The 20,143-nt window shown below is 72.0% G+C and carries 18 protein-coding genes; 6 read left to right on the top strand and 12 right to left on the bottom strand.

Going from position 1 to position 20,143, the window contains the following annotated elements; all coding sequences use genetic code 11:
* Positions 1-57 precede the first annotated feature (57 nt).
* The 4 genes from QE370_RS10525 to QE370_RS10540 all read right to left on the bottom strand — a co-directional run bounded on the left by QE370_RS10525 (position 58) and on the right by QE370_RS10540 (position 4,693).
* Positions 58-438: a hypothetical protein gene (locus QE370_RS10525; protein WP_309634327.1), complete on the bottom strand. Its 381-nt coding sequence runs from the start codon at positions 436-438 to the stop codon at positions 58-60.
* 496 nt (positions 439-934) lie between these two features.
* Positions 935-1,930 (bottom strand): DUF2332 domain-containing protein, encoded by a 996-nt coding sequence (locus QE370_RS10530; RefSeq protein WP_309634328.1) that lies wholly within the window; start codon positions 1,928-1,930, stop codon positions 935-937.
* Between the two features lie 35 nt (positions 1,931-1,965).
* Positions 1,966-2,511 carry a GNAT family N-acetyltransferase gene (locus tag QE370_RS10535; RefSeq protein ID WP_309634329.1) on the bottom strand — a complete coding sequence of 182 codons (546 nt, stop codon included), beginning with the start codon at positions 2,509-2,511 and terminating at the stop codon, positions 1,966-1,968.
* Positions 2,512-2,521: 10 nt separating this feature from the next.
* Positions 2,522-4,693 (bottom strand): MMPL family transporter, encoded by a 2,172-nt coding sequence (locus tag QE370_RS10540; protein WP_309634330.1) that lies wholly within the window; start codon positions 4,691-4,693, stop codon positions 2,522-2,524.
* Positions 4,694-4,852: 159 nt separating this feature from the next.
* Between QE370_RS10540 and QE370_RS10545 the strand changes: the two genes are divergently transcribed.
* Genes QE370_RS10545 through QE370_RS10560 form a run of 4 tightly spaced genes read left to right on the top strand, consistent with a single transcriptional unit; the run spans position 4,853 to position 8,114 of the window.
* Positions 4,853-6,199, top strand: coding sequence for a folylpolyglutamate synthase/dihydrofolate synthase family protein (locus QE370_RS10545; RefSeq protein ID WP_309634331.1), 1,347 nt, complete (start codon positions 4,853-4,855; stop codon positions 6,197-6,199).
* A complete protein-coding gene (locus tag QE370_RS10550; RefSeq protein ID WP_309634332.1) occupies positions 6,196-6,540 on the top strand; it encodes a DUF4233 domain-containing protein in 345 nt (114 codons plus the stop codon). Before QE370_RS10545 ends, QE370_RS10550 begins: the two co-directional genes overlap by 4 nt.
* Before the next feature lie 40 nt (positions 6,541-6,580).
* Positions 6,581-7,267, top strand: coding sequence for a metallophosphoesterase (locus tag QE370_RS10555; protein WP_253024364.1), 687 nt, complete (start codon positions 6,581-6,583; stop codon positions 7,265-7,267).
* Positions 7,257-8,114, top strand: coding sequence for a hypothetical protein (locus QE370_RS10560; RefSeq protein WP_253024366.1), 858 nt, complete (start codon positions 7,257-7,259; stop codon positions 8,112-8,114). The genes QE370_RS10555 and QE370_RS10560 overlap by 11 nt, the downstream gene beginning before the upstream one ends.
* A 39-nt stretch (positions 8,115-8,153) precedes the next feature.
* On the opposite strand, the gene QE370_RS10565 is transcribed toward QE370_RS10560, so the two are convergent.
* The 5 genes from QE370_RS10565 to QE370_RS10585 form a co-directional block, all read right to left on the bottom strand.
* Positions 8,154-9,317 carry an ABC transporter ATP-binding protein gene (locus tag QE370_RS10565; protein ID WP_253024368.1) on the bottom strand — a complete coding sequence of 388 codons (1,164 nt, stop codon included), beginning with the start codon at positions 9,315-9,317 and terminating at the stop codon, positions 8,154-8,156.
* A gap of 3 nt (positions 9,318-9,320) precedes the next feature.
* The gene (locus tag QE370_RS10570; RefSeq protein WP_253024370.1) at positions 9,321-10,166 is read right to left on the bottom strand and encodes a carbohydrate ABC transporter permease; all 846 of its coding nucleotides are present in this window, start codon (positions 10,164-10,166) and stop codon (positions 9,321-9,323) included.
* A 1-nt stretch (position 10,167) separates the two neighbouring features.
* A complete protein-coding gene (locus QE370_RS10575) occupies positions 10,168-11,079 on the bottom strand; it encodes a carbohydrate ABC transporter permease (protein WP_253024372.1) in 912 nt (303 codons plus the stop codon).
* Positions 11,076-12,389 (bottom strand): extracellular solute-binding protein, encoded by a 1,314-nt coding sequence (locus tag QE370_RS10580; protein WP_309634333.1) that lies wholly within the window; start codon positions 12,387-12,389, stop codon positions 11,076-11,078. The genes QE370_RS10575 and QE370_RS10580 overlap by 4 nt, the downstream gene beginning before the upstream one ends.
* A 104-nt stretch (positions 12,390-12,493) precedes the next feature.
* Positions 12,494-14,179, bottom strand: a complete 1,686-nt coding sequence (locus QE370_RS10585) for a glycoside hydrolase family 13 protein (RefSeq protein WP_309634334.1) — start codon at positions 14,177-14,179, stop codon at positions 12,494-12,496.
* Positions 14,180-14,338: 159 nt separating this feature from the next.
* Here QE370_RS10585 and ndk point away from each other — a divergent pair, with 159 nt between their 5' ends.
* Positions 14,339-14,749, top strand: coding sequence for a nucleoside-diphosphate kinase (gene ndk / locus QE370_RS10590; protein WP_253024378.1), 411 nt, complete (start codon positions 14,339-14,341; stop codon positions 14,747-14,749).
* A gap of 96 nt (positions 14,750-14,845) precedes the next feature.
* On the opposite strand, the gene QE370_RS10595 is transcribed toward ndk, so the two are convergent.
* From QE370_RS10595 to QE370_RS10605, 3 genes are all read right to left on the bottom strand, one after another.
* Positions 14,846-15,775, bottom strand: a complete 930-nt coding sequence (locus tag QE370_RS10595; RefSeq protein ID WP_309634335.1) for a hypothetical protein — start codon at positions 15,773-15,775, stop codon at positions 14,846-14,848.
* Between the two features lie 230 nt (positions 15,776-16,005).
* Complete coding sequence (locus QE370_RS10600) at positions 16,006-16,665, bottom strand: hypothetical protein (RefSeq protein WP_253024382.1); 660 nt, start codon at positions 16,663-16,665, stop codon at positions 16,006-16,008.
* A gap of 25 nt (positions 16,666-16,690) precedes the next feature.
* A complete protein-coding gene (locus QE370_RS10605) occupies positions 16,691-17,437 on the bottom strand; it encodes a lytic transglycosylase domain-containing protein (RefSeq protein ID WP_309634336.1) in 747 nt (248 codons plus the stop codon).
* A gap of 207 nt (positions 17,438-17,644) precedes the next feature.
* On the opposite strand from QE370_RS10605, the gene QE370_RS10610 reads away from it, so the two are divergent.
* A complete protein-coding gene (locus QE370_RS10610; protein ID WP_253027224.1) occupies positions 17,645-19,573 on the top strand; it encodes a TIGR03960 family B12-binding radical SAM protein in 1,929 nt (642 codons plus the stop codon).
* Positions 19,574-20,143 lie beyond the last annotated feature (570 nt).

A 20,143-nucleotide genomic window follows, 5' to 3' on the forward strand; every position in this document is an offset into this window, starting at 1 on the left:
TGGGCGGCGGAGGGGTGCAACGGGGGTGCCGGGCCGTGGGCGGGATGGCGGTGGCGCTCAGTCCAGGTCGAGGGAGAGCGGCTTGGGCTCGCGGAGGTCGACCTTCTCCTTCGTGGAGAGCGTGGAGGCCTTGATCTCCGCTCCGGAGGACTGCGACGTCACGGTGAGTGTGGTCCGCGCGGCGTCGAGGTCCACGGACACGACGTGGTCCTCGGCGCCGGCGGTGATGCTGAGTCCCCCTTCGAGCCCGTCCAGCACCTTCGATGTGTCGAGATCGAGGTCGACGAGAGCGGTGCGGACGTCGTCGACGTCGGTCGGCTGCCGCGTCCGGAACGTCGCCTGTGCCTCGTAGGTGTAGAGGAGGGTGGCGCCGGAGTACCCCGCCTGGACGTAGGCGCCTCGCGCGTCGCGCGGCTCGGCGCCGATCTCGGTTCGCACCGCAGCGGTGGCCTCGGCGAGTCCACGGTCGGCGCGAGTCTTGATGACGGTCAGTCCCTCACGGCCCTCGGGAACGTCGTCGCCGCCCCGCAGCCGGTCAGCAGGAGGCTCACGAGACCCACGACGATCATTCCTCTCCTAGCACGGTTCACTGCTCGAACCCCGTGTCTCGGCGCACAGGCTGTCGATCTTCCTCGGGGTCCTGCATCGGCCCGTACCACGGGTCGTGGCGGTGCTCGGCTGACAGCACGCCGTCGTCGTTGCCCGCGACGATCTGGCCCGCCGGTCGGCGACGCGGTGCGCCTCCTCGGCCGTGACCGGCTCGCCGCCGACGGGCGGTGGCGGTGTCGTCCCTGCGGGTGGCAGCAGCACGATGTCGACGTCGGGATCGCGTCGTCGCACCACGTCCCAGAACGGCTCGCGTCCCCCCGGTTCGCTCATGCGCAGGAGCGTAGTCGGGTTCCGGATCCGAGTGAAGCGTCCAGGTCGCGTGCGGTCAGGCGAGCCAGTGCAGCGTGCGGCCGTGCCCGTGGGTCCACGCGACGGCCCGGCCGTCGACCCCGAGCACGAACGCGTGGTGCTCGGGAGCGGGGGAGGAGGCGTTGGCGGTGATCGACGGGAGCACGCCCGGTGACTCGTTGCTCACCCAGTGGCAGGCGCCGTCGGCGACGAGGCCGCGGGCCAGCTCGTCGAACGTGACCCGCTGGGCGTCGTCGAGGTAGGCGATCACGGCGCTGTGGAGCACGACGACCGGTCCGTCGGCCGCGGCCTCCTCGAACAGCCGCGGCAGCTCGGTGAGCAGGTCGCCCGCGACGACGTGCGGCGGGTCGGCACGCGCGACCTCGAGCGCGGCGCGGAGCCGGGCGCGGCGGTCGTCGTGCTCGGGCCAGACGAGCGTCTCAAGCCAGGCCACGTCCTCTGGCGAGGTGACGTCGAGCGGGTTCAGGTCGATCCCGCGACGTGCGCCGACGAGGGGGACGCGCCGGGGGAGGGGCGCTGGCCCCGTGACGTCGCAGGCGAGCCCAGGACCGGTGCCGACGACGACGTCGCCGTCGTCCGTGCGCCAGCGGTAGGTGTAGCGGTCGGGGTAGAGGCACAGGCCGGCGCTCGCCCCGACCTCCAGCAGCGACAGCGGTGCGCCGCCGTGCCGTGCCGCCAGGAGCGCGAACGCAGGGACGAGGGTCGCGAGCCGGCCGACCTCGTTGGTCTGCGTCGAGCGGGACAGGATCGTGGCGCGGACGGGGCCGTCGATGCCGTCGCCCAGGAGGGCGTCACGGAGGGCGGCGTACGGCCCGGGCGCCGGCACGCCGTGCAGCCTCGCGGCGGCGAGGACGAGGTTCGGCTGCTGCTTCAGCCGGGGCAGGCTGCCCAGCCACGCCAGCACCTCGGCGTCCTCGGCGACGGCCGCCGACCATGCGGCGAAGGTGGGGGAGTCCGCCGCGTCCCGGGCGAACGCGCGGTACTGGTCGGCGAGGTCGTGCCAGAGGTCCACGTCCCGAGTGTGCCCCGAGCGCCGCGCCCACGGCGCTACCAGGGGCGGCCCCGCAGGTCGACGTCACCGTCCGGCCAGTCGGCGACTGGACGTCCGGCGGGATGCAGCAGGACCGGCGGCCCCGGCTCCTGCACGACGGGCGCGCCGTCGACCGTGCTGAGGCTGCGCTCGCGGACCCTGGTGCGCGTCCATCCGCAGGACCGGTAGAACGGCACCACCTCCTCACGGCAGCCGAGGTACGCGAAGTCAGCCGCAGCCACCTCGCGCGCCGCGCGGGCCGTCTCCCGCAGGACCGTTCGTCCCAGGCCCGAGCCTCGAGCCGCGTGAGCCACCAGCACACCCCCGACCCCGGCGACGACCACGTCGACGTCACCGACGCCGATCGTCCGTCGCTGCAGGCCGACGTGGGCGACCACCCGTCGGTCGAGACTCCCCACCACGTGCAGGTCGGCCGGGGCGTAGCCGTAGGGCTGCTCCGGGTCCCAGGCCCCGTGCTCGGCGAGGTACTCGGCGTCGAACAGTCGACGCAGCCCTCCCAGCCATGGCACCAGGGCCCCGTGCTCGACCACCACGACCTGCACGTCGGTCCCCTCAGGCGCGGTGCTCGGGGGAGTCGTGGCCGGTCACGGGCTCCGCCGGGTGCGCGGCGTCGGCGACGTGGTGGGTCACGGCGTGCCCGGTCGACGTCGCATGACCGCCGTCGGTGCGGAACAGCGCGCTCGGCCACCACATCCAGCGACCGAGGTCGAGGGTGAGGGCGGTGACCAGCACCGACCGGACCACCAGCGTGTCGAGGAGCACGCCGAGCGCCACGGCGAAGCCGAGCTCGGCGAGGAACACGATGGGCAGCGACCCGAGTGCGGCGAACGTGCCGGCCAGCACCAGTCCTGCCGACGTGATCACGCCGCCCGTCGCCGCGAGGCCGACGAGAGCACCACGGCGGGTGCCGTGCACGAGCGACTCCTCGCGCACGCGGGTCATGAGGAAGATGTTGTAGTCGATGCCGAGCGCCACCAGGAACACGAAGGCGTAGAGCGGGAACGAGGAGTCGGTGCCGCCGAACCCGAACAGGTGCCGGAACACCAGCGCGCTGATGCCGAGCGCCGCCCCGAACGAGAGCACGACCGTGACGAGCAGGACGATCGGTGCCATCACGGAGCGCAGCAGCACGCCGAGGATCAGCAGCACCGCGAGCAGGACGACGGGGATGATCAGGCGCGTGTCGGCTGCAGAGGCCTCCTGGACGTCGTGGTTGATCGCCGTCGTGCCACCCACGAGCGGGTCGCCCGGGACGTCGGCCATGGCGTCGCGGGCCCGGTCGATGGTGTCGAAGGCGGCTCGTGAGTCCGGCGCAGCCTCCAGCGTGCCCTCGACGTAGCCGACGTCGCCTCGCACGACGGGACGGGAGACGGAGTCCGGTGCGATGCCCCGGACGTCCTGCAGGGCGGCCGCCGCGTCGTCGACGTGCGCAGCGTCGACGACCACCTGCACCGGCGAGCCCGCACCCCCGGGGAAGTGCTCGGCGAGCTTGCCCTCGGCGACGATCGACGGCTGCTCGGTGGTGAACTGCTCGGCGTCGGAGAGACCATTGGCGTCGAGCTGCACGAGTCCGACCGTGAAGACCGCCAGGAGGAGGGTCGTCACTGCCCACACAGCACGAGGACGATGGGCGATGCGGCGTCCGACGCGGCCCCACACGCCGTCCTCGGCGGGCTGCGGGTCGCCGTGGTGCGGCACGAAGGGCCAGAACACCCAGCGTCCGGACACGACCAGCAGCACCGGCAGCAGCCCCAGCATCGTCACGAGCGCGACGACGATGCCTGCGGCGGCGACGGGACCCAGGCCGGCCGTGGCCTGCATCTGCGCGAGCAGCAGGCAGAGCAGGCCCACCACGACCGTCGAGCCGCTCGCCAGCACGGCCGGCGCGGCCCGGTGGAGGGCGTGCGCCATCGCCTCGTGACGGTCAGCGGTGTTGCGCAGCTCCTCGCGGTAGCGCGCGACGATCAACAGCGCGTAGTCGATGCCCGCGCCGAGCACGAGGACCGACAGGATGCCGGCACTCTGCCCGTTGACGGTGAGGCCGGCGTGCTTCGCGAGGAGGTAGACCACCCCCTGCGCCGCGAACACGCTCAGCACCCCGCAGAACAGCGGGATGACCCACAGCACGGGACTGCGGTAGGTCAGCAGCAGCATGACGACGACGACCGAGACCGCCGCGAGCAGCAGGATGCCGTCGATCCCCGCGAACGCCTGCGCCTGGTCGGCACCGAGCGCGGCGGGACCCGCGACGTACACCTCGGCGCCGTCGGCGTCCTTCTCCGCGAGGTCGCGCAGCTCCTGCACCGCGTCGGGGAGCCGCTCCAGCCCGGCGTCGGCGTCGACGCGCAGGTTCACGACCAGCTCGGCAGCCTCGCCGTCCCGCGACGGGATCGGCCCGACGACGTCCCCGGTGACCTCGGGCACGGTGGCTAGCTCGGACTTCAGCGCGACGAGGCGCTGCAGGTCCTGCGGTCGGGCCCCGCCGTCGCGCACGAGGAGCACGATCGCCGGCAGCACGTCAGGGTCGGCGAAGCGCGACGCCCGCTCGATCACCCGGGTCGACTGCGCGTCGGCCGGCAGGAACGACGACGCCTCGTTGCGCTGCACGTCGCTGAGCTTGGTGCCGAAGGCCAGCCCGAGGCCGAGGAGCAGGCCGACGAGGACGACGAGCACCGGCCACTTGCCCCAGCGGTGCGTGATCCAGCTGCTGACCTGCCGGCCCATCGGAACCTCCTCGACCCTCCGCGCGACGCTCGCCGCCGCGGGACCAGCATGGCGGACCCGGGGTGCCCGAGGGAATGGGTGGGAACCCTGGTCCGGTCCCGGGGACGGGCCTGTGCGCCGACCGACGCGGGTGCGGCGCCGCCTGGGATACTGGCGGTGATGAACCCCACCTACGCCGAGGTCGAGGCCGCCCTGCTGGGCCGCTGGCCCGAGACCAGGCTCGAGCCGTCGCTCGAGCGCATCACCGCACTCTGCCGCCTGCTCGGCGACCCGCAGGACGCCTACCCCGTCGTGCACCTCACCGGGACCAACGGCAAGTCGTCGACCGCGCGCATGGTCGACGCGCTGCTGCGGGCGCTCGACCTGCGCACGGGGCGGTTCACCAGCCCGCACCTGCAGAGCATGACCGAGCGGATCAGCCTCGACGGCGAGCCGCTCACCGAGGAGCAGTTCGTCGAGGCGTTCGCCGACGTCGCCGCGTACGCGCAGGTCGTCGACGACAGCCAGCCGCACCCGGTCTCGTTCTTCGAGCTGACCGTCGCGATGGCGTTCGCCGCGTTCGCCGACGCGCCCGTCGACGCCGCCGTCGTCGAGGTCGGCATGGGCGGCTCGTGGGACGCGACCAACGTCGCGCACGGCAAGGTCGCCGTGGTCACCCCGGTGGCCGTCGACCACGCCCGCTACCTCGGCGACACCGCCGCCGAGGTCGCCGTCGAGAAGTCGGGGATCATCAAGGCCGGCTCGCACGCGGTGCTCGCCGCGCAGGAGCCCGACGTGCTCGACGTGCTCGTGCGCCGCAGCCTCGAGGTCGGCGCCACGGTGCTGCGCGAGGGCGTCGACTTCGGCGTCGTCGAGCGGCTCAACGCCGTCGGCGGGCAGCAGGTCGCGCTGCAGGGGCTCAACGCGCGCTACGACGACGTGCTCCTGCGGCTGCACGGCGCCCACCAGGCGCAGAACGCCGCCGTGGCGCTCGCGACCGTGGAGGCCTTCGTCGACGCCGAGCTCGACGCCGACCTCGTGCGCGCCGCGTTCGGCGAGGTCACGTCGCCCGGTCGCCTCGAGGTCCTGCGCCGCAGCCCCACCGTGCTCGTCGACTCCGCCCACAACCCGCACGGCGTGCGGGCGGCGGTCGAGACGGTGCAGGACGCGTTCACGTTCAGCCCGCTGGTCGGCGTCGTCGGCGCCATGGCCGACAAGGACGTCGAGGAGATGCTGCGCGAGCTGGAGCCCGTCCTGGCGCACGTCGTGTGCACGCAGAACAGCCTCGACCGCTCGATGCGCGCCGAGGAGCTCGGCGAGCTGGCCGAGGAGGTGTTCGGCGAGGACCGCGTGACCGTCGTGCGCAGCCTCGACGACGCCCTCGTGCGGGCGATCTCCATGGCCGAGACCGGCGAGGGCATGGAGGAGGCGATCGGCAGCGGTGGCGTGCTGGTGATCGGGTCGGTCGTCACGGCCGGCGAGGCGCGCATCCTGCTCGGCGGCGGACCGGCCGGCGGTGCCGCATGAGGGGCATGTGCGCCGCGATGCTCACGTTCGAGGCGATCCTCCTCGGTCTCAGCACCCCGGTCATGATCACCGTCGAGGACGTGCCCGCCTCGACCGCGCTCCCGCTCGGGCTGGGGCTGGCGGTGCTGTGCATCCTCACCGCGGGCATGCTGCGCCGCCCCTGGGGCTACACCGTCGGGCACGTCATCCAGGTGGCGTCGGTCGCGCTCGGCTTCCTCGTGCCGGCGATGTTCTTCGTGGGCGGCATGTTCGCGCTCCTCTGGGTCAGCGCGTTCGTGCTCGGCCGACGGATCGAGGAGGACAAGCGACGTTGGGCCGAGGAGGGCCCCGACCCGGCCTGACGCCCTCGCGCCACGGGCCTGTGGTGCCTACGGTGGGGTCATGGTGCGCGTGCTGGCGGTGTCCGACGAGGTGGTGGACTCGATCCACCACCCGCAGGTGCGCCGGCTCGCGCCCGACCTCGTCGTCGGCACGGGGGACCTGCCCTGGGACTACCTCGAGTTCCTGGCCTCGGCCCTGGACGTCCCGGTCGTCTTCGTCCCGGGCAACCACGACCCCGAGGTCGTCACGCGCGCGACCGGCTGGCGGGCGGTGCTGACCGGCGACGGCATGCCGCACGCCGACCCGCGGCCGCTCGGCTGCAGGAGCGCCGACGGACGGGTCGTCGAGGCGGCGGGCCTGCGGATCGCGGGTCTGGGCGGCAGCATCCGCTACAGCCACGGCGCCAACCAGTACACGCAGCGCCAGCTCGCGCGACGCGCCCGGCGGCTCCTGCGCCGCGCCGGCGGCGAGCCCGTCGACCTGCTGCTCACGCACTCCCCGCCGAGCGGCCTCGGCGACGAGGACGACCCGCCTCATCGGGGCTTCGACGCGCTGCACCAGGTGCTCGACGTCCTGCGCCCGACGTGGCACCTGCACGGGCACGTCCACCCCTACGGCATGGCCAAGCCCGACCGGCAGGTCGGACCGACCACGCTGCGCAACGTCATCCCCTACCAGCTCATCGACGTCGAGCCGATCCGTCGGCCGGTCGGCGTCGCCGCCGAAGGAGGCTCCGATGGTCAGTGACTCCGGCTCGCCCCGCGTGGACGCCGAGAGCGACTTCCTGCGCGCCCGCCGTGCGCAGGTGCTCGCGTCGCTGGCGGCGCGGCTGCGCAACGACCGCGACGACGTCGTGCGGTCGCTGTCCTTCGACGAGGTCGTGGAGGCCCTCGGTCGCCGTGGCGAGCACTACGTCGGCACGAAGGTCATCCCGCTCGACGCGATCGTGGGGTCCGTCGACAAGGAGCGCGACTTCGACCGTCGCTTCCGCCCGACGTCGACGCGCAGCCGCGAGCGCTGGGAGCGGCTGGCGCTGGCCACCCGCCGGGGCGAGGTCATCCCGCCGATCGAGGTGTACCAGGTCGGCGACTACTACTTCGTGCGCGACGGGCACCACCGCGTCTCCGTGGCCCGGAGCATGGGGGACTCGGTGATCGAGGCGCGGGTGACCGCCGTCGACACGCTGCTCACCCCCACGGGCGTCGACGTCCGGTCCGACCTGGAGCTCAAGCACTGGCGACGGCTCATGCTGGAGCGCGTCCCGTTCACGGGGGAGGCGCGCGCGGCGATCGCGTTCGACCACCCGGAGCAGTACGGCGAGATCGCCGAGACCGTCGAGGCCTGGGGGGCGCGGACGATGCATGCCGAGCGCGCCTACATGGACAAGCCGACGATGGCGGCGCGCTGGTACGCCGAGGAGTTCGAGCCCGTCGCGCGCCTCATCGAGGACGCCGGCGTCCGCGGGCCGAAGGAGCGTCTGGCCGCCGCGTACCTGCGGGTGGCCTGCGAGCGGTACCGCCTCATCCGCGAGCACGACTGGAACGCCGAGGTCATGGGGCAGGTGCGGGTCCGGTCCCGGCCGCCGCGACGCTGACGCGCCCCGACGGCCGGGTCCTCGTCCGGCCTCCGACGGTCAGAGGCCGACCGTCAGGTTCTCGCCGCTCTGCGGGTCGAAGAAGTGCAGCCGGTCGGAGTCGATGAACAGGGTCACGTCGTCGTCGCCCTGCGCGCCGCTGGCCGCGTCGAGCGAGACGACGAGCTGCGTGCGCAGCGACTCGCTGTCGGCCTCGCGCGCGAGGTCGCGCAGCTGGTCCTGCACCTGCGCCTCGGCGTCGTAGGGCACGTACGCGTACTGCTGGTCGCCGAGCCACTCGCGCACGTCCACGTGCGCCTCGAACGTGCGCGTGCCGTCGACGGCGTCGTCGGCCATCACCGACACGTCCTCGAAGTGCTCGGGGCGGATGCCCGCGAGCAGCAGCCCCTTGCCCGCGGTGCGCTCGGCCTTGTCGGCGGGCAGCGGGAAGGTGCCGAACGGGAGCGTGACCTGGCCGTCCTCGACGGTGGCGGGCAGGAAGTTCATCGGCGGGGAGCCGATGAAGCCGGCGACGAACAGGTTGACCGGCTGCTCGTACAGCTCGCGGGGCGACGCCAGCTGCTGCAGCACGCCACGCTTCATGACGGCCACCCGGTCACCGAGCGTCATGGCCTCGGTCTGGTCGTGCGTGACGTAGACGGTGGTGATGCCGAGCTGCTTCTGCAGCCGGGCGATCTCGGTGCGCATCTGGCCGCGCAGCTTGGCGTCGAGGTTCGACAGCGGCTCGTCGAACAGGAACGCCTTCGCGTCGCGCACGATCGCGCGACCCATGGCGACCCGCTGGCGCTGGCCGCCGGAGAGGTTGCCGGGCTTGCGCTCGAGGTGCTCGTCGAGGTCGAGCGTCCTGCTCGCCTGGCGGACCTTCTCGTCGATCTCCTTCTCGGGGCGCTTCTTCAGGCGCAGGGGGAAGGCGATGTTCTCGTACACGGTGAGGTGCGGGTAGAGCGCGTAGTTCTGGAAGACCATCGCCAGGTTGCGGTCGCGCGGGGCGAGGTCGTTCACCCGCTCGCCGCCGATGACCATGTCGCCGGAGGTGATGTCCTCCAGGCCGACGATCATCCGCAGCAGCGTCGACTTCCCGCAGCCCGAGGGCCCGACGAGGATCAGGAACTCGCCGTCGGCGACGTCGATGCTGACGTCGTTGACCGCGGGGAAGCCGTCACCGTACTTCTTGACGATGTTCTTCATCTCGATGGTGGCCATGGATCAACCCTTCACTGCGCCGGCGGTGAGGCCCGCGACGATCTTTCGCTGGAAGAACAGGACGAGGAGGATGACCGGCACCGTGGCGACGACGGCTCCTGCGGCCAGCAGCGAGGCCGGCCGGTTGAACGGGTCGGCGCCGACGAAGAACGACAGCGCCGCGGGGATGGGACGGGCCCGCTCGGTCGAGGTGAGCGAGATGCCGAAGACGAAGTCGTTCCACGCGAAGAAGAACGTCAGGATCGCGGCGGTGAACACGCCGGGCGCCGCCAGCGGGACGATCACCTTGCGGAACGCCTGCCACGACGTCGCGCCGTCGACCTGCGCGGCCTGCTCCATCTCCCACGGGATCTCGCGGAAGAACGCCGACAGCGTCCAGATCGCGAGGGGGAGCGTGAAGCTCATGTAGGGGATGATCAGGCCGATCCACGTGTCGTAGATGCCGAACGTGCGCCACATGTCGAACAGCGGGCCCACGAGGGAGACCACCGGGAACATGGCGATGACGAGCGCCGTGGTCAGCACGAAACGTTTGCCCTGGAACTCCAGGCGCGCCACCGCGTAGGCGGTCAGCGTGGCGAGCGCGACGGAGAGGATCGTGGCCGTCAGCGAGATGCCGATCGAGTTGAGGATGGCGCGGCGGAACTGCTCGTCCTGGATGACGTCGACGTAGTTCTGCCAGCCCGCGCCACCGCCGCTCTGCGGGAGGAACCCGGGGCTGCCGTTCGTGACCGCCTCCTGGCTCTTGAACGACAGCGAGATGATCCAGGCCACCGGCAGCAGGCACCAGAGGAGGATGAGCACGAAGCCGACGAGCGTGCCGACCCGGTTGAGGGCGTTCTTGTTCATGTCACGCCTCCTGCCGCGCGTCCGCGAGGTTGACGCGGAAGATCTTGACGATGAGGAAGGCGACCACCAGCACCGAGAGGAACAGCAGCACCGAGAGGGCCGAGCCGATGCCCAGCTGGAACTGCTCGATCACCTGCCGGTAGGTCAGGAAGGAGATCGACTCGGTGCCGTTGGCGCCTGCGGTCATCACGAAGATGTTGTCGAAGATGCGGTAGGCGTCGAGCGCGCGGAACAGCACCGCGACCATGATCGCGGCGCGCATGTTCGGCAGGATCACCTTCCACAGCCGCTGCCACCACGTCGCGCCGTCGACCTTGGCCGCCTCGAGCATGTCCTCAGGCACCTGGGCCAGGCCGGCGAGCAGGAGCAGTGCCATGAACGGCGTCGTCTTCCAGATCTCCGAGACCATGATCGCGACCATCGAGCTCTCGTAGCTCGCGAACCAGTTGAAGTCGGAGCCGACGAACGGCAGCACGTCGTTGACGAAGCCGTTGGTGTTGGAGAACGCGAACTGCCAGGCGAAGCCGGAGACGACGGTGATGATGCCGTAGGGGATCAGGATCGAGGTGCGCACGAGCCCGCGGGCGAAGACCAGCCGGTGCATCACCATCGCGAAGACGAACCCGATCACGAGCTCGACGGCCACGGTCACGACCATGATGAAGACCGTGTTGCCGGTGTCCCGCCAGAACAGGCCGTCGGTGAGAGCCGTCGCGTAGTTGTCGAGCCCGACGAACTCCCGCTCGTCCGGTGCCGTCAGCGAGTAGCTGAAGAACGACAGGTAGAGCGCGCGCAGCATCGGGAACGCGGTGACGAGCAGCATCAGCGCGACGGCCGGTGCCACCAGCTTGAGCGCGAGCCGGTTCTCGGCGCGGGTGCGGTCGGAGGCGCGGTTGACGGTGGAGGTGCTCACAGCAGGGCCTCCCCTCGGAGGACGGCGCTCAAGAAGTCGGCCGACTTCCGGGGCGTGGTGTCGGGGTCGACCTGGCGCGGCGAGTGCCAGACGGACTGGATCGCGCTCGAGATCTGGCTGTAGAACGCGCTCTTCGGGCGCGGGCCGCCGGTGTCGATGCTGTCGGCCCACAGGGCGAGCAGGTCGGCGGGGTAGGCGTCCTTGAGCGCCGCGGAGTCGTACACCGACTGGCGCGCCGGCATGAGGCCCTCGTTGACCGCGAGGTCGCGCTGCGCCTCGGCGTTCGTGACGCACACCGCTGCCTCCTGGGCGAAGTCGGGGTGCTTCGAGAAGGCGCCGACGCCGATGTCGATGCCGCCGATCGGGGGCCGGGACTCCTCGCCCTCGACGGTCTGCGGGTAGCGGGCCCAGCCGAGGTCCTTCAGCTCGTCCTCGTCCTTCGGTCCACCGGGCTTGCCGACGAGTCCCTCGTAGTTCTTGTAGACGAAGGTCCAGTTGGTCATGAACTCACCGGGCCCCTCGGCCGGGAACATCTGGCCGAGGCTGGTGCCCTCGTTCGACGTCGTGAGGTCGGGCTGCGCGGCCTTGGACCGCGCGAGCTTCTGGATGACGGCGGCGGCCTCCTTGCCGGCCGCGCTGTCGATCGTGACCTTGGCGTCGCGACCGTCCTCGACCGTGGACGGGTCGAGGATGTTGCCGCCCGCGCCCTGGACGAGGCTGTTGATCCACACGACGTACGCCTCGTACTTGTTGGCCTGCACGCCGACGGTGCCGCCCTCCTGCGAGGCGGCGTCGATCACCTGGTCCCAGGTGACCGGCTTGCTCATGTCGAGGCCGGCCGCCTGCGCGAGGGACTTGCGGTACCAGACCACCTGGGTGTTGGCCCACTGCGGCGCGGCGACGACCTGGTCGTTCCAGGTGACCGTCTCGGCAGCGCCCTTGAGGACGTCGTCGTCGAGCACGGCGTCGGCCTGCTCGCCCTCGAACGGCTCGAGCCACTTCGCGTTCGCGAACTCCGGCACGAACACCGGGTCGAGGCTCATCAGGTCGGTCGAGCTGTCGCCGGCCGCGAGACGGCGCGCGAGCTGGGTGCGCTGGTCGGTGGCGCTGGCGGGGAGCAGCTGGATGGCGATGTCGTAGTCGTCGGTGCTGCACTTCTCGGCCAGCGCGTTGAGCGTGTCCTGGCCGTCGGGGTTGATGTACCAGGTCAGCGTCGGCTTCCCGCTCGACCCGCCGCACGCGGCGAGCAGCGAGGAGCCGAGCGCGACGCTCGCGACCACCGCTGCGGTCCGTCGTCGTCTGCCCGTCATGAGCTGCCTCCCGTTCGCTCGTCCCGTCGTGATCGGCGCCACACGGGGACTCCTCAACGTAGGGGTGCGCCGACGACGACGCAAGCCAGGACCGGGACGATCGGTCAGGACCCGGCGTGCCGCGTCCACACGGTCGTGTCCGACGGGAGCCGGCCGTCGTCGAGGTCGCCGCTGGCCACGAGGACCTCGCCGGCAGGCAGAGGGACGGGGGCGTCGGACAGGTTCGTGCGCACCTCCGCGACGGGCACGCCGTCGGCGTCCACGAGTCGCAGGGCAAGCACATCGGGCGGGGCGTCCGGCAGCCACGCGAGGGTGGTGGTGCCGAGCCCGAGCTCGCGACGGACGCGCAGGAGCCGGCGGTAGAGCTCGAGCGTCGAGCCCTCGACGCCACGCTGACGGCCGGGCGCCAGGTCGGCGTACTCGGGCGGCTGCGGCAGCCACGGCTCGCCGGGACCGAACCCCAGCGACGGGCCGTCGGACGCCCACGGCACGGGCACGCGGCACCCGTCGCGGCCGTGGCGGGTGCCGCCCGAGCGCGCGAACGTCGGGTCCTGCAGCACCTCGTCGGGCAGCCGCGTGTGGTCGGGCAGGCCCAGCTCCTCGCCTTGGTAGAGGTAGGCCGAGCCGGGGAGCGCGAGCATGAGCGCGGTGGCCGCGCGGGCACGGCGCAGACCGAGCACGGGGTCGGGCTGCTCGTCGTGCGGTCCGATCCCCTCGACCTCGGCCACCTGCGTCGCGTCGGAGCGGCCCAGACGCGTCGCGTGGCGCACGACGTCGTGGTTGGAGAGCACCCACGTCTGCGGTGCGCCGACGGCGCCGGCGCTGGCCAGGGCGTCGTCGACCGACGCGCGCAGGGCGTCGGCCCGCCACGGCGTCATGAGGAAGGAGAAGTTGAAGGTCTGGTGCAGCTCGTCGGGCCTGACGTAGGCGGCGAGGGCCTCGGCGGGCTGCACCCACGCCTCGCCGCACAGCATCCGGTCGTCGTCCTCACCCCACAGCGCGGTCTGCGTGCCGCGGTACTCCTCGACGAGCGCGCGCCACCGGCGGTACACGTCGTGGACGCCGGGCTGGTCCCACATGGGCAGGAGGCTGCTGCGGTCGCGCGTCTCGTCGAGGGCGAGGTCGGCGTCGGGCAGCCCGTCGGCCTTCACCAGGCCGTGCGCGACGTCGATGCGGAACCCGTCGACGCCCCGGTCGAGCCAGAAGCGCAGCACCGACTCCAGCTCGGCGTGCACCTCGGGGTTCGTCCAGTCGAGGTCGGGCTGCGAGCTGTCGAAGAGGTGGAGGTACCACTCGCCGGGGGAGCCGTCGGGGTCGGTCGTGCGGGTCCAGGCCGGGCCGTCGAACTTCGACTGCCAGTTGTTCGGCGGCTCGGAGCCGTCGTCGCCACGGCCCGGACGGAAAACGTAGCGGGCCCGCTCGGGACTGCCGGGGCCGGCGGCGAGCGCAGCCTGGAACCACGGGTGCTCGCTCGACGTGTGGTTCGGGACGACGTCGACGACGACCCGCAGGCCGAGGTCGTGGGCGCGCTCGACGAGGGCATCGAAGTCGGCCAGCGTGCCGAACAGCGGGTCGACGTCGCGGAAGTCGGCCACGTCGTATCCGCCGTCGTTCTGCGGGGAGACGTAGAAGGGCGAGAGCCAGAGCGCGTCGACGCCGAGGTCGGCGAGGTGCTCCAGGCGCGACGTGATGCCGGGCAGGTCGCCGAGCCCGTCGCCGTCCGCGTCGGCCCACGAGCGCGGGTAGACCTGGTAGATGACGGCGTGGCGCCACCACGGCTGGTTGCTCACGGTTCCTCCGGGGCTCGCGGGTCGACGGTCGAGGACGCGTCCTGCCGCCGCCAGGTGGTGGGTGAGGGCCCGCGCCCCCGCCGCCGGAGGTCGTGTCCCACGCTACCGACGCAGCCACCACGGTCGGTCGGGGAGCCCTGCCCCCGCTAGGTTGAGGGCATGTCCCAGCGCACGCTCGTCCTGCTCAAGCCCGACACCGTCCGCCGCGGCCTCGTCGGCGAGGTCCTCCGCCGCTACGAGGCGAAGGGCCTCACGATCGTCGCGATGGAGCACCGCGCCATCGACGCCGAGCAGGCCGACGCCCACTACGCGGAGCACGTCGAGCAGCCCTGGTACCCGCCGCTGCGCGACTTCGCGACCTCGGGCCCGCTCGTCTCCCTCGTGCTGGAGGGCGACGAGGCGATCGCCGTCGTCCGCGCGCTCAACGGCGCCACCGACGGCCGCGCCGCCGCCCCCGGCACCATCCGCGGTGACCTCTCGCTGTCGAACCGCGAGAACCTCGTCCACGCGTCGGACTCCGAGGAGTCCGCCGCCCGCGAGATCGCCCTCTGGTTCCCGTCCCTCGCCTGACCCCACCCGGACGCAAGACTCTGCGTTCGCGAGCGGTCGACCTCACGATGCTGCGTTGGTGACGGGATCCGGACACGAACGCAGCCTCGTCGAGCATCATTCACGCGAACGCCGAATCGTGCGCCGGTTCGGCGAGCGCCGCAGAAGCTCGGGTGCCGGGGCACCTTCCCAGCCGTGCGCGCGAGCCATGCGGTCGAGCTGGTCCAGGACGCTCCCTGGGTGGTGCCGCACCGCGTAGGAGGAGAAGGTCAGGCAGTGCCGACCGGTGATGACCACCTCGTTGGCGCGCACCAGGTCGTCGTCCCACTGCTCGACCGCGAGGTGCGGTACCCCGTGGACCTCCACGCCAAAGCCCAGCTGCTCGCACCAGACGTCGAGGTATAAGCGCCCGCTCGGTCCGCGGACCGCCGCCTGCCTGCTGGCTCGGGGCAACCCGCTCGCGCACCAGATCGCGGCGAAGTCGCGCTCGGGGACTGACTGGATGCCGCCCGACGCGTCGAGGATCGAGGAGACGATGACGCTGCGGTGTCGGCACCGTCCGCGGCGGGTGAGGGCCTCGCGCAGGTGCCGGGTCGTGACGAGACCGGATTGCAGTGCGCTGATGACGATCCAGCGGGCGTACCGCTCGTTGCCGTGCCACGAGGCGGCGTCGAGCACCGACCGAGCGGGCCGTGTGCGTCGTGGACGGCGCTCGGGGTGGACGTCGTCGTCATCGAGCGCGCCGGACCAGTGGGGGGTCGCGCCCTGCCACGACGGCGCTCGTGCCCCCGACGGGAGCACGACGAGGTGCCGCGCGTCGCGGGCGTCGAACCCGTCGTGGCGCAGGGCCGCGGCCCCGGCGAGGGCCGAGCGTGGTGGTGACGACGCGAGCGCCAGCAGGTCGCGCTCGTGCTGGCTCAGTGGTCCGTTGTGGGTGACGACGACACCACGGCACGGGCGGGTCCAGATGCCGTCGCGGATGCGCCGCCGTACGGGCCACACGCCGAAGAGGTCCTGCGCCTCGCGGATGGTCAACACCGTGTCCATGCGTCCACGTTGCCCGGCTGCACGCGACGAGGGGGACGAGCACCAGCCGGCTGTGGACGACTGTGTCCTCGGCGTCGGCCCGTCCACAACCGCACGCACGATGCTGCCTTCGCCTGCCGGAGCTCGGACGCTTCTGCGTTCGTGGCGGGATCCGGACGTGAACGCAGCATCTTCAGGCGCGGCGCGCCGGATCGCTCAGGACGCAGAATGTTGCGTCTCTGCGGGCCGGGTCAGGCGGGGTCGAGCGGGGGAGGGTCGGCGGGGCCGGCCCAGGGGACGACGACGTGGGCGAGGACGCCGTGGAAGCGTCCACGGACCTCCTCCGGCAGCCAGACGACCTCGTGCGACTGCGAGGCGATGTCGACGGTGCCCTGGAGGGTCACCGCGTCGACCGCCTGGCGCGGCGCGTCGCCGACCCGGTCCTCGTACTCGACGAGGGTGACGCCGACGCTGATCGGCACCTCGTTGCGGTTGACGAGGCCGACGCCCCAGAACTCCGCCGGCTCGAGGGTCGCGCGCTCCTCGAGGTCGACCATGACGGCCTCGACCGGGGCGACGACGCCGTCGAGGTCGACCTGCTCCATGGACTCGACGTGCACCTCGACACCGCGCACGTTGCGCGCGCCCTGCCCGTGGAAGTGCAGCACGTCGACGGCGTTCGCGCCGGGCGGCGCGACGACCTCGCCGCGGTCGATGCCGAGCACGGTGCCGACCTCGACGTTCGGCAGCTCACGGCCGTACACGTCGCGTGGGACGAAGCGCAGGACCGGACGCAGCCCGACCTCGGAGCCGTTGCGCAGCGTGACCGTCTGGTCGGGCGCGTCGGGATCGGTCGACTTCGGGACGTAGGAGAGCGTGATCGGCGGCTTGCGCCGGTTGAACAGACCCATGGCAGGAGAGCCTACGGACGTCGGCTCAGTACCAGCCGGCACCCTGCTTGAACGACCACGCCTCGCAGGGGGAGCCGTAGCGGTCCTGGATGTATCCGAGGCCCCACCGGATCTGCGTGGCGGGGTTGGTCTGCCAGTCGGAGCCGGCCGACGCCATCTTCGAGCCGGGCAGGGACTGGGGGATGCCGTAGGCACCGGAGCCGGGGTTCTCGGCGTCGACCTGCCAGCCGCTCTCCTGCGTCCAGATGTTGTCGAGGCACTGGAACTGGCTGGCGTCCCACCCGAAGTCGGAGAGCATGGCCTGCGCGACGGCGCGCGGGTCGGCGTCCTCGAGCGCCTTCTGACGAGCGGCCTCCGCCTTCGCCTCGGCGGCGGCCTTGCGGCGGGCCTCGGCACGGGCTGCGGCCTCGCGGGCCTCGTCGGCGGCGCGCTCGCTGGCGGCACGCTGGCCCTCGGCCTTCGCCTTCAGCTCGTCGACCTTGGAGTCGGCCTCCTGCTGGACGAGCACGGCGTCGGACACGCGCTGCGCGGCGGCGAGCGGCGTCGCGATCGCGGCGACGGGACGCAGCCCGGCCTCCTCGGTCGCCGCAGCGGCGGGGCTGGAGCCCACGGCCTGGGCGCCGGCGGTCAGGCCGCTGACCACCACCACGCCGCCCACGGCGCACGCCGAGAGGGCGCGCTTGCTGGGCAGCGCATCGGTGACGTCGGCCAGGGTGTCGAGGGCGCGATCACGTCGGCGCTCGAACGCCGACGGTGCGCGGTGACGTGCCATACGGTGCCGACCGCCCGACCGGTCGACGGGTTCGTCGTGACGCACACACTCTCCTGCAGGCTCGGGGACGGGGCGGGGAAGGGCCCGGGACGAAGCCTCCACTGTAGACGCCGAGACTGAGAGCCGGGGCGGGTTCTCTCAGGTCGGACGCAGGACCGGAGCCCGCGGGGTCTCGACCACGCCCGTTCGCCCCGTACCCTGGAGGGCATGTCCGTCGAGTCCGTCTTCCCTCGTCTCGAGCCCCTCCTGCCCACCGTCGGCAAGCCGATCCAGTACGTCGGCGGCGAGCTCAACGCGACGGTGAAGGAGTGGGACGACGTCAGCGTCCGCTGGGCGCTGATGTACCCCGACGCCTACGAGGTGGGCCTGCCCAACCAGGGCGTCCAGATCCTCTACGAGGTGCTCAACGAGCGCGACTGGCTGCTCGCCGAGCGCACCTACGCCGTGCAGGCCGACATGGAGGCGGTGATGCGCGAGCACGAGATCCCGCAGTTCACGGTCGACGCGCACCGTCCCGTGCGGGCCTTCGACGTGCTCGGCATCTCCTTCGCCACCGAGCTCGGCTACACGAACATGCTGACCGCGCTCGACCTCGCGGGCATCCCGCTGCACGCCGCCGACCGCACCGACGACGACCCGATCGTCCTCGCCGGCGGGCACAGCGCCTTCAACCCCGAGCCGGTGGCCGACTTCCTCGACGCCGCCGTGCTCGGCGACGGCGAGGAGATCGCGCTGGCGATCAGCGAGGTGGTGCGCGAGTGGAAGGACGAGGGACGTCCGGGCGGACGCGACGAGCTGCTGATGCGCCTCGCGGCGTCCGGGGGCGTGTACGTGCCCCGCTTCTACGACGTCGACTACCACGACGACGGCCGCATCGCGTCGGTCCGGCCGAACCGCGACGGCGTGCCCTGGCGCGTGCGCAAGCACACCGTCATGGACCTCGACCAGTGGCCGTACCCGCGCAACCCGCTCGTGCCGCTCGCCGAGACCGTCCACGAGCGCTACTCCGTCGAGATCTTCCGCGGCTGCACGCGCGGCTGCCGGTTCTGCCAGGCCGGCATGATCACGCGCCCGGTGCGCGAGCGGTCGCTGCAGACCATCGGCGAGATGATCGACACCGGGCTGCAGCGGTCGGGCTACCAGGAGGTCGGCCTGCTGAGCCTCTCGAGCGCCGATCACACCGAGATCGGCGACCTCGCCAAGCAGCTGGGCGACCGGTACGAGGGCACGAACACGTCGCTGTCGCTCCCGTCGACGCGGGTGGACGCCTTCAACATCACGCTCGCCAACGAGTTCAGCCGCAACGGCCGACGTTCCGGGCTGACGTTCGCGCCCGAGGGCGGCAGCGAGCGGCTGCGCAAGGTGATCAACAAGGCCGTCACCGAGGACGACCTCATCCGCACCGTCACCGCCGCCTACTCGCACGGCTGGCGGCAGGTGAAGCTCTACTTCATGTGCGGCCTGCCGACGGAGACCGACGAGGACGTGCTCCAGATCGGCGTGCTCGCCAAGAAGGTCATCGAGGCCGGACGCGAGGCGTCGGGACGGCGCGACATCCGCTGCACGGTGAGCATCGGTGGCTTCGTGCCGAAGCCGCAGACCCCGTTCCAGTGGGCCGCTCAGCTCGACCACGAGACGACCGACGAGCGGCTGCGCAAGCTGCGCGAGTCGGTGCAGTCGGACAAGCGCTTCGGTCGCGCCATCGGCTTCCGCTACCACGACGGCCGCCCCGGCATCGTCGAGGGACTGCTGTCGCGCGGCGACCGTCGCGTGGGTCGCGTCATCGAGGAGGTGTGGCGCGACGGCGGCCGCTTCGACGGCTGGAGCGAGCACTTCTCCTTCGAGCGCTGGGAGTCGAAGGCGGCCGACGTCTTCGCCGACCAGCCCGTCGACCTCGACTGGTACACCACCCGCGAGCGCGGCCACGACGAGGTCCTCCCGTGGGACCACCTCGACGCCGGCCTCGACAAGGAGTGGCTGTGGGAGGACTGGGAGGACGCCCTCGACCCCGACGCCCTCGAGATCGAGGACTGCCGCTGGACGCCCTGCTACGACTGCGGCGTCTGCCCCCAGATGGGCACCGACATCCAGATCGGCCCGACCGGGCAGAAGCTGCTGCCGCTCACCGTGGTGTGAGGTCGCGCGTCGTCTGCGTCATCGTCGCGCTGCGGGGCGTGGTCCGGCCGGTGCGCTGCCTGCGGTGGTCGTGACCTTGGTGGTGCGCTGCCTGCGGTCTTCTTGAGTTCGCTGGTGCGCTGCCTCGGCTGGCGCTGGGGGTGGCCTCCGAAAGGCCTCGACCGGCAGCGGGCCCGGACGTGGTTCCGGGTCTCGGGGTCTGGCCTGGGTCCGCCCTCGACGCAAGATTCTTCGTTCCTGCGTTCTTGATCCACCGTTCCGCGTCGGCGCGTCCTATCGGTGGACCTGCAACCGCAGGACCGCTCCTGCGGTTGCAGATCCACCGATAGCGGGCTGTCGGCGCAGATGTCTCTGCATTCGCGCGCTCGAGTCCGGAGGCTTCTGCGTTCACGACGGGATCCCGTAGCAAACGCAGAGTCTTGCGCCCACTCCGTGCCCGAGCCACAGCCCGAGACCCCAGACCAGCGCCGTCGCCAGCCGCCCGGTCGAGGCCCTTTCGGCGACCAGCCTCAGCGCCAGCCGAGGCAGCGCAGCAGCAACCCCAGACATCCTGCTGCAGCGCACCAGCAG

Source organism: Aeromicrobium sp. SORGH_AS_0981 (genome assembly GCF_031453195.1).
Lineage (GTDB): Bacteria > Actinomycetota > Actinomycetes > Propionibacteriales > Nocardioidaceae > Aeromicrobium.

What these genes read in the sequence shown, in the direction of transcription:
- QE370_RS10540 (WP_309634330.1), bottom strand. Translation starts at nt 4,693, where the DNA reads ATGGGCCGGCAGGTCAGCAGCTGGATCACGCACCGCTGGGGCAAGTGG.
- QE370_RS10545 (WP_309634331.1), top strand. Translation starts at nt 4,853, where the DNA reads ATGAACCCCACCTACGCCGAGGTCGAGGCCGCCCTGCTGGGCCGCTGG.
- QE370_RS10550 (WP_309634332.1), top strand. Translation starts at nt 6,196, where the DNA reads ATGAGGGGCATGTGCGCCGCGATGCTCACGTTCGAGGCGATCCTCCTC.
- QE370_RS10555 (WP_253024364.1), top strand. Translation starts at nt 6,581, where the DNA reads ATGGTGCGCGTGCTGGCGGTGTCCGACGAGGTGGTGGACTCGATCCAC.
- QE370_RS10560 (WP_253024366.1), top strand. Translation starts at nt 7,257, where the DNA reads ATGGTCAGTGACTCCGGCTCGCCCCGCGTGGACGCCGAGAGCGACTTC.
- QE370_RS10565 (WP_253024368.1), bottom strand. Translation starts at nt 9,317, where the DNA reads ATGGCCACCATCGAGATGAAGAACATCGTCAAGAAGTACGGTGACGGC.
- QE370_RS10570 (WP_253024370.1), bottom strand. Translation starts at nt 10,166, where the DNA reads ATGAACAAGAACGCCCTCAACCGGGTCGGCACGCTCGTCGGCTTCGTG.
- QE370_RS10580 (WP_309634333.1), bottom strand. Translation starts at nt 12,389, where the DNA reads ATGACGGGCAGACGACGACGGACCGCAGCGGTGGTCGCGAGCGTCGCG.
- ndk (WP_253024378.1), top strand. Translation starts at nt 14,339, where the DNA reads ATGTCCCAGCGCACGCTCGTCCTGCTCAAGCCCGACACCGTCCGCCGC.
- QE370_RS10595 (WP_309634335.1), bottom strand. Translation starts at nt 15,775, where the DNA reads ATGGACACGGTGTTGACCATCCGCGAGGCGCAGGACCTCTTCGGCGTG.
- QE370_RS10600 (WP_253024382.1), bottom strand. Translation starts at nt 16,665, where the DNA reads ATGGGTCTGTTCAACCGGCGCAAGCCGCCGATCACGCTCTCCTACGTC.
- QE370_RS10605 (WP_309634336.1), bottom strand. Translation starts at nt 17,437, where the DNA reads ATGGCACGTCACCGCGCACCGTCGGCGTTCGAGCGCCGACGTGATCGC.
- QE370_RS10610 (WP_253027224.1), top strand. Translation starts at nt 17,645, where the DNA reads ATGTCCGTCGAGTCCGTCTTCCCTCGTCTCGAGCCCCTCCTGCCCACC.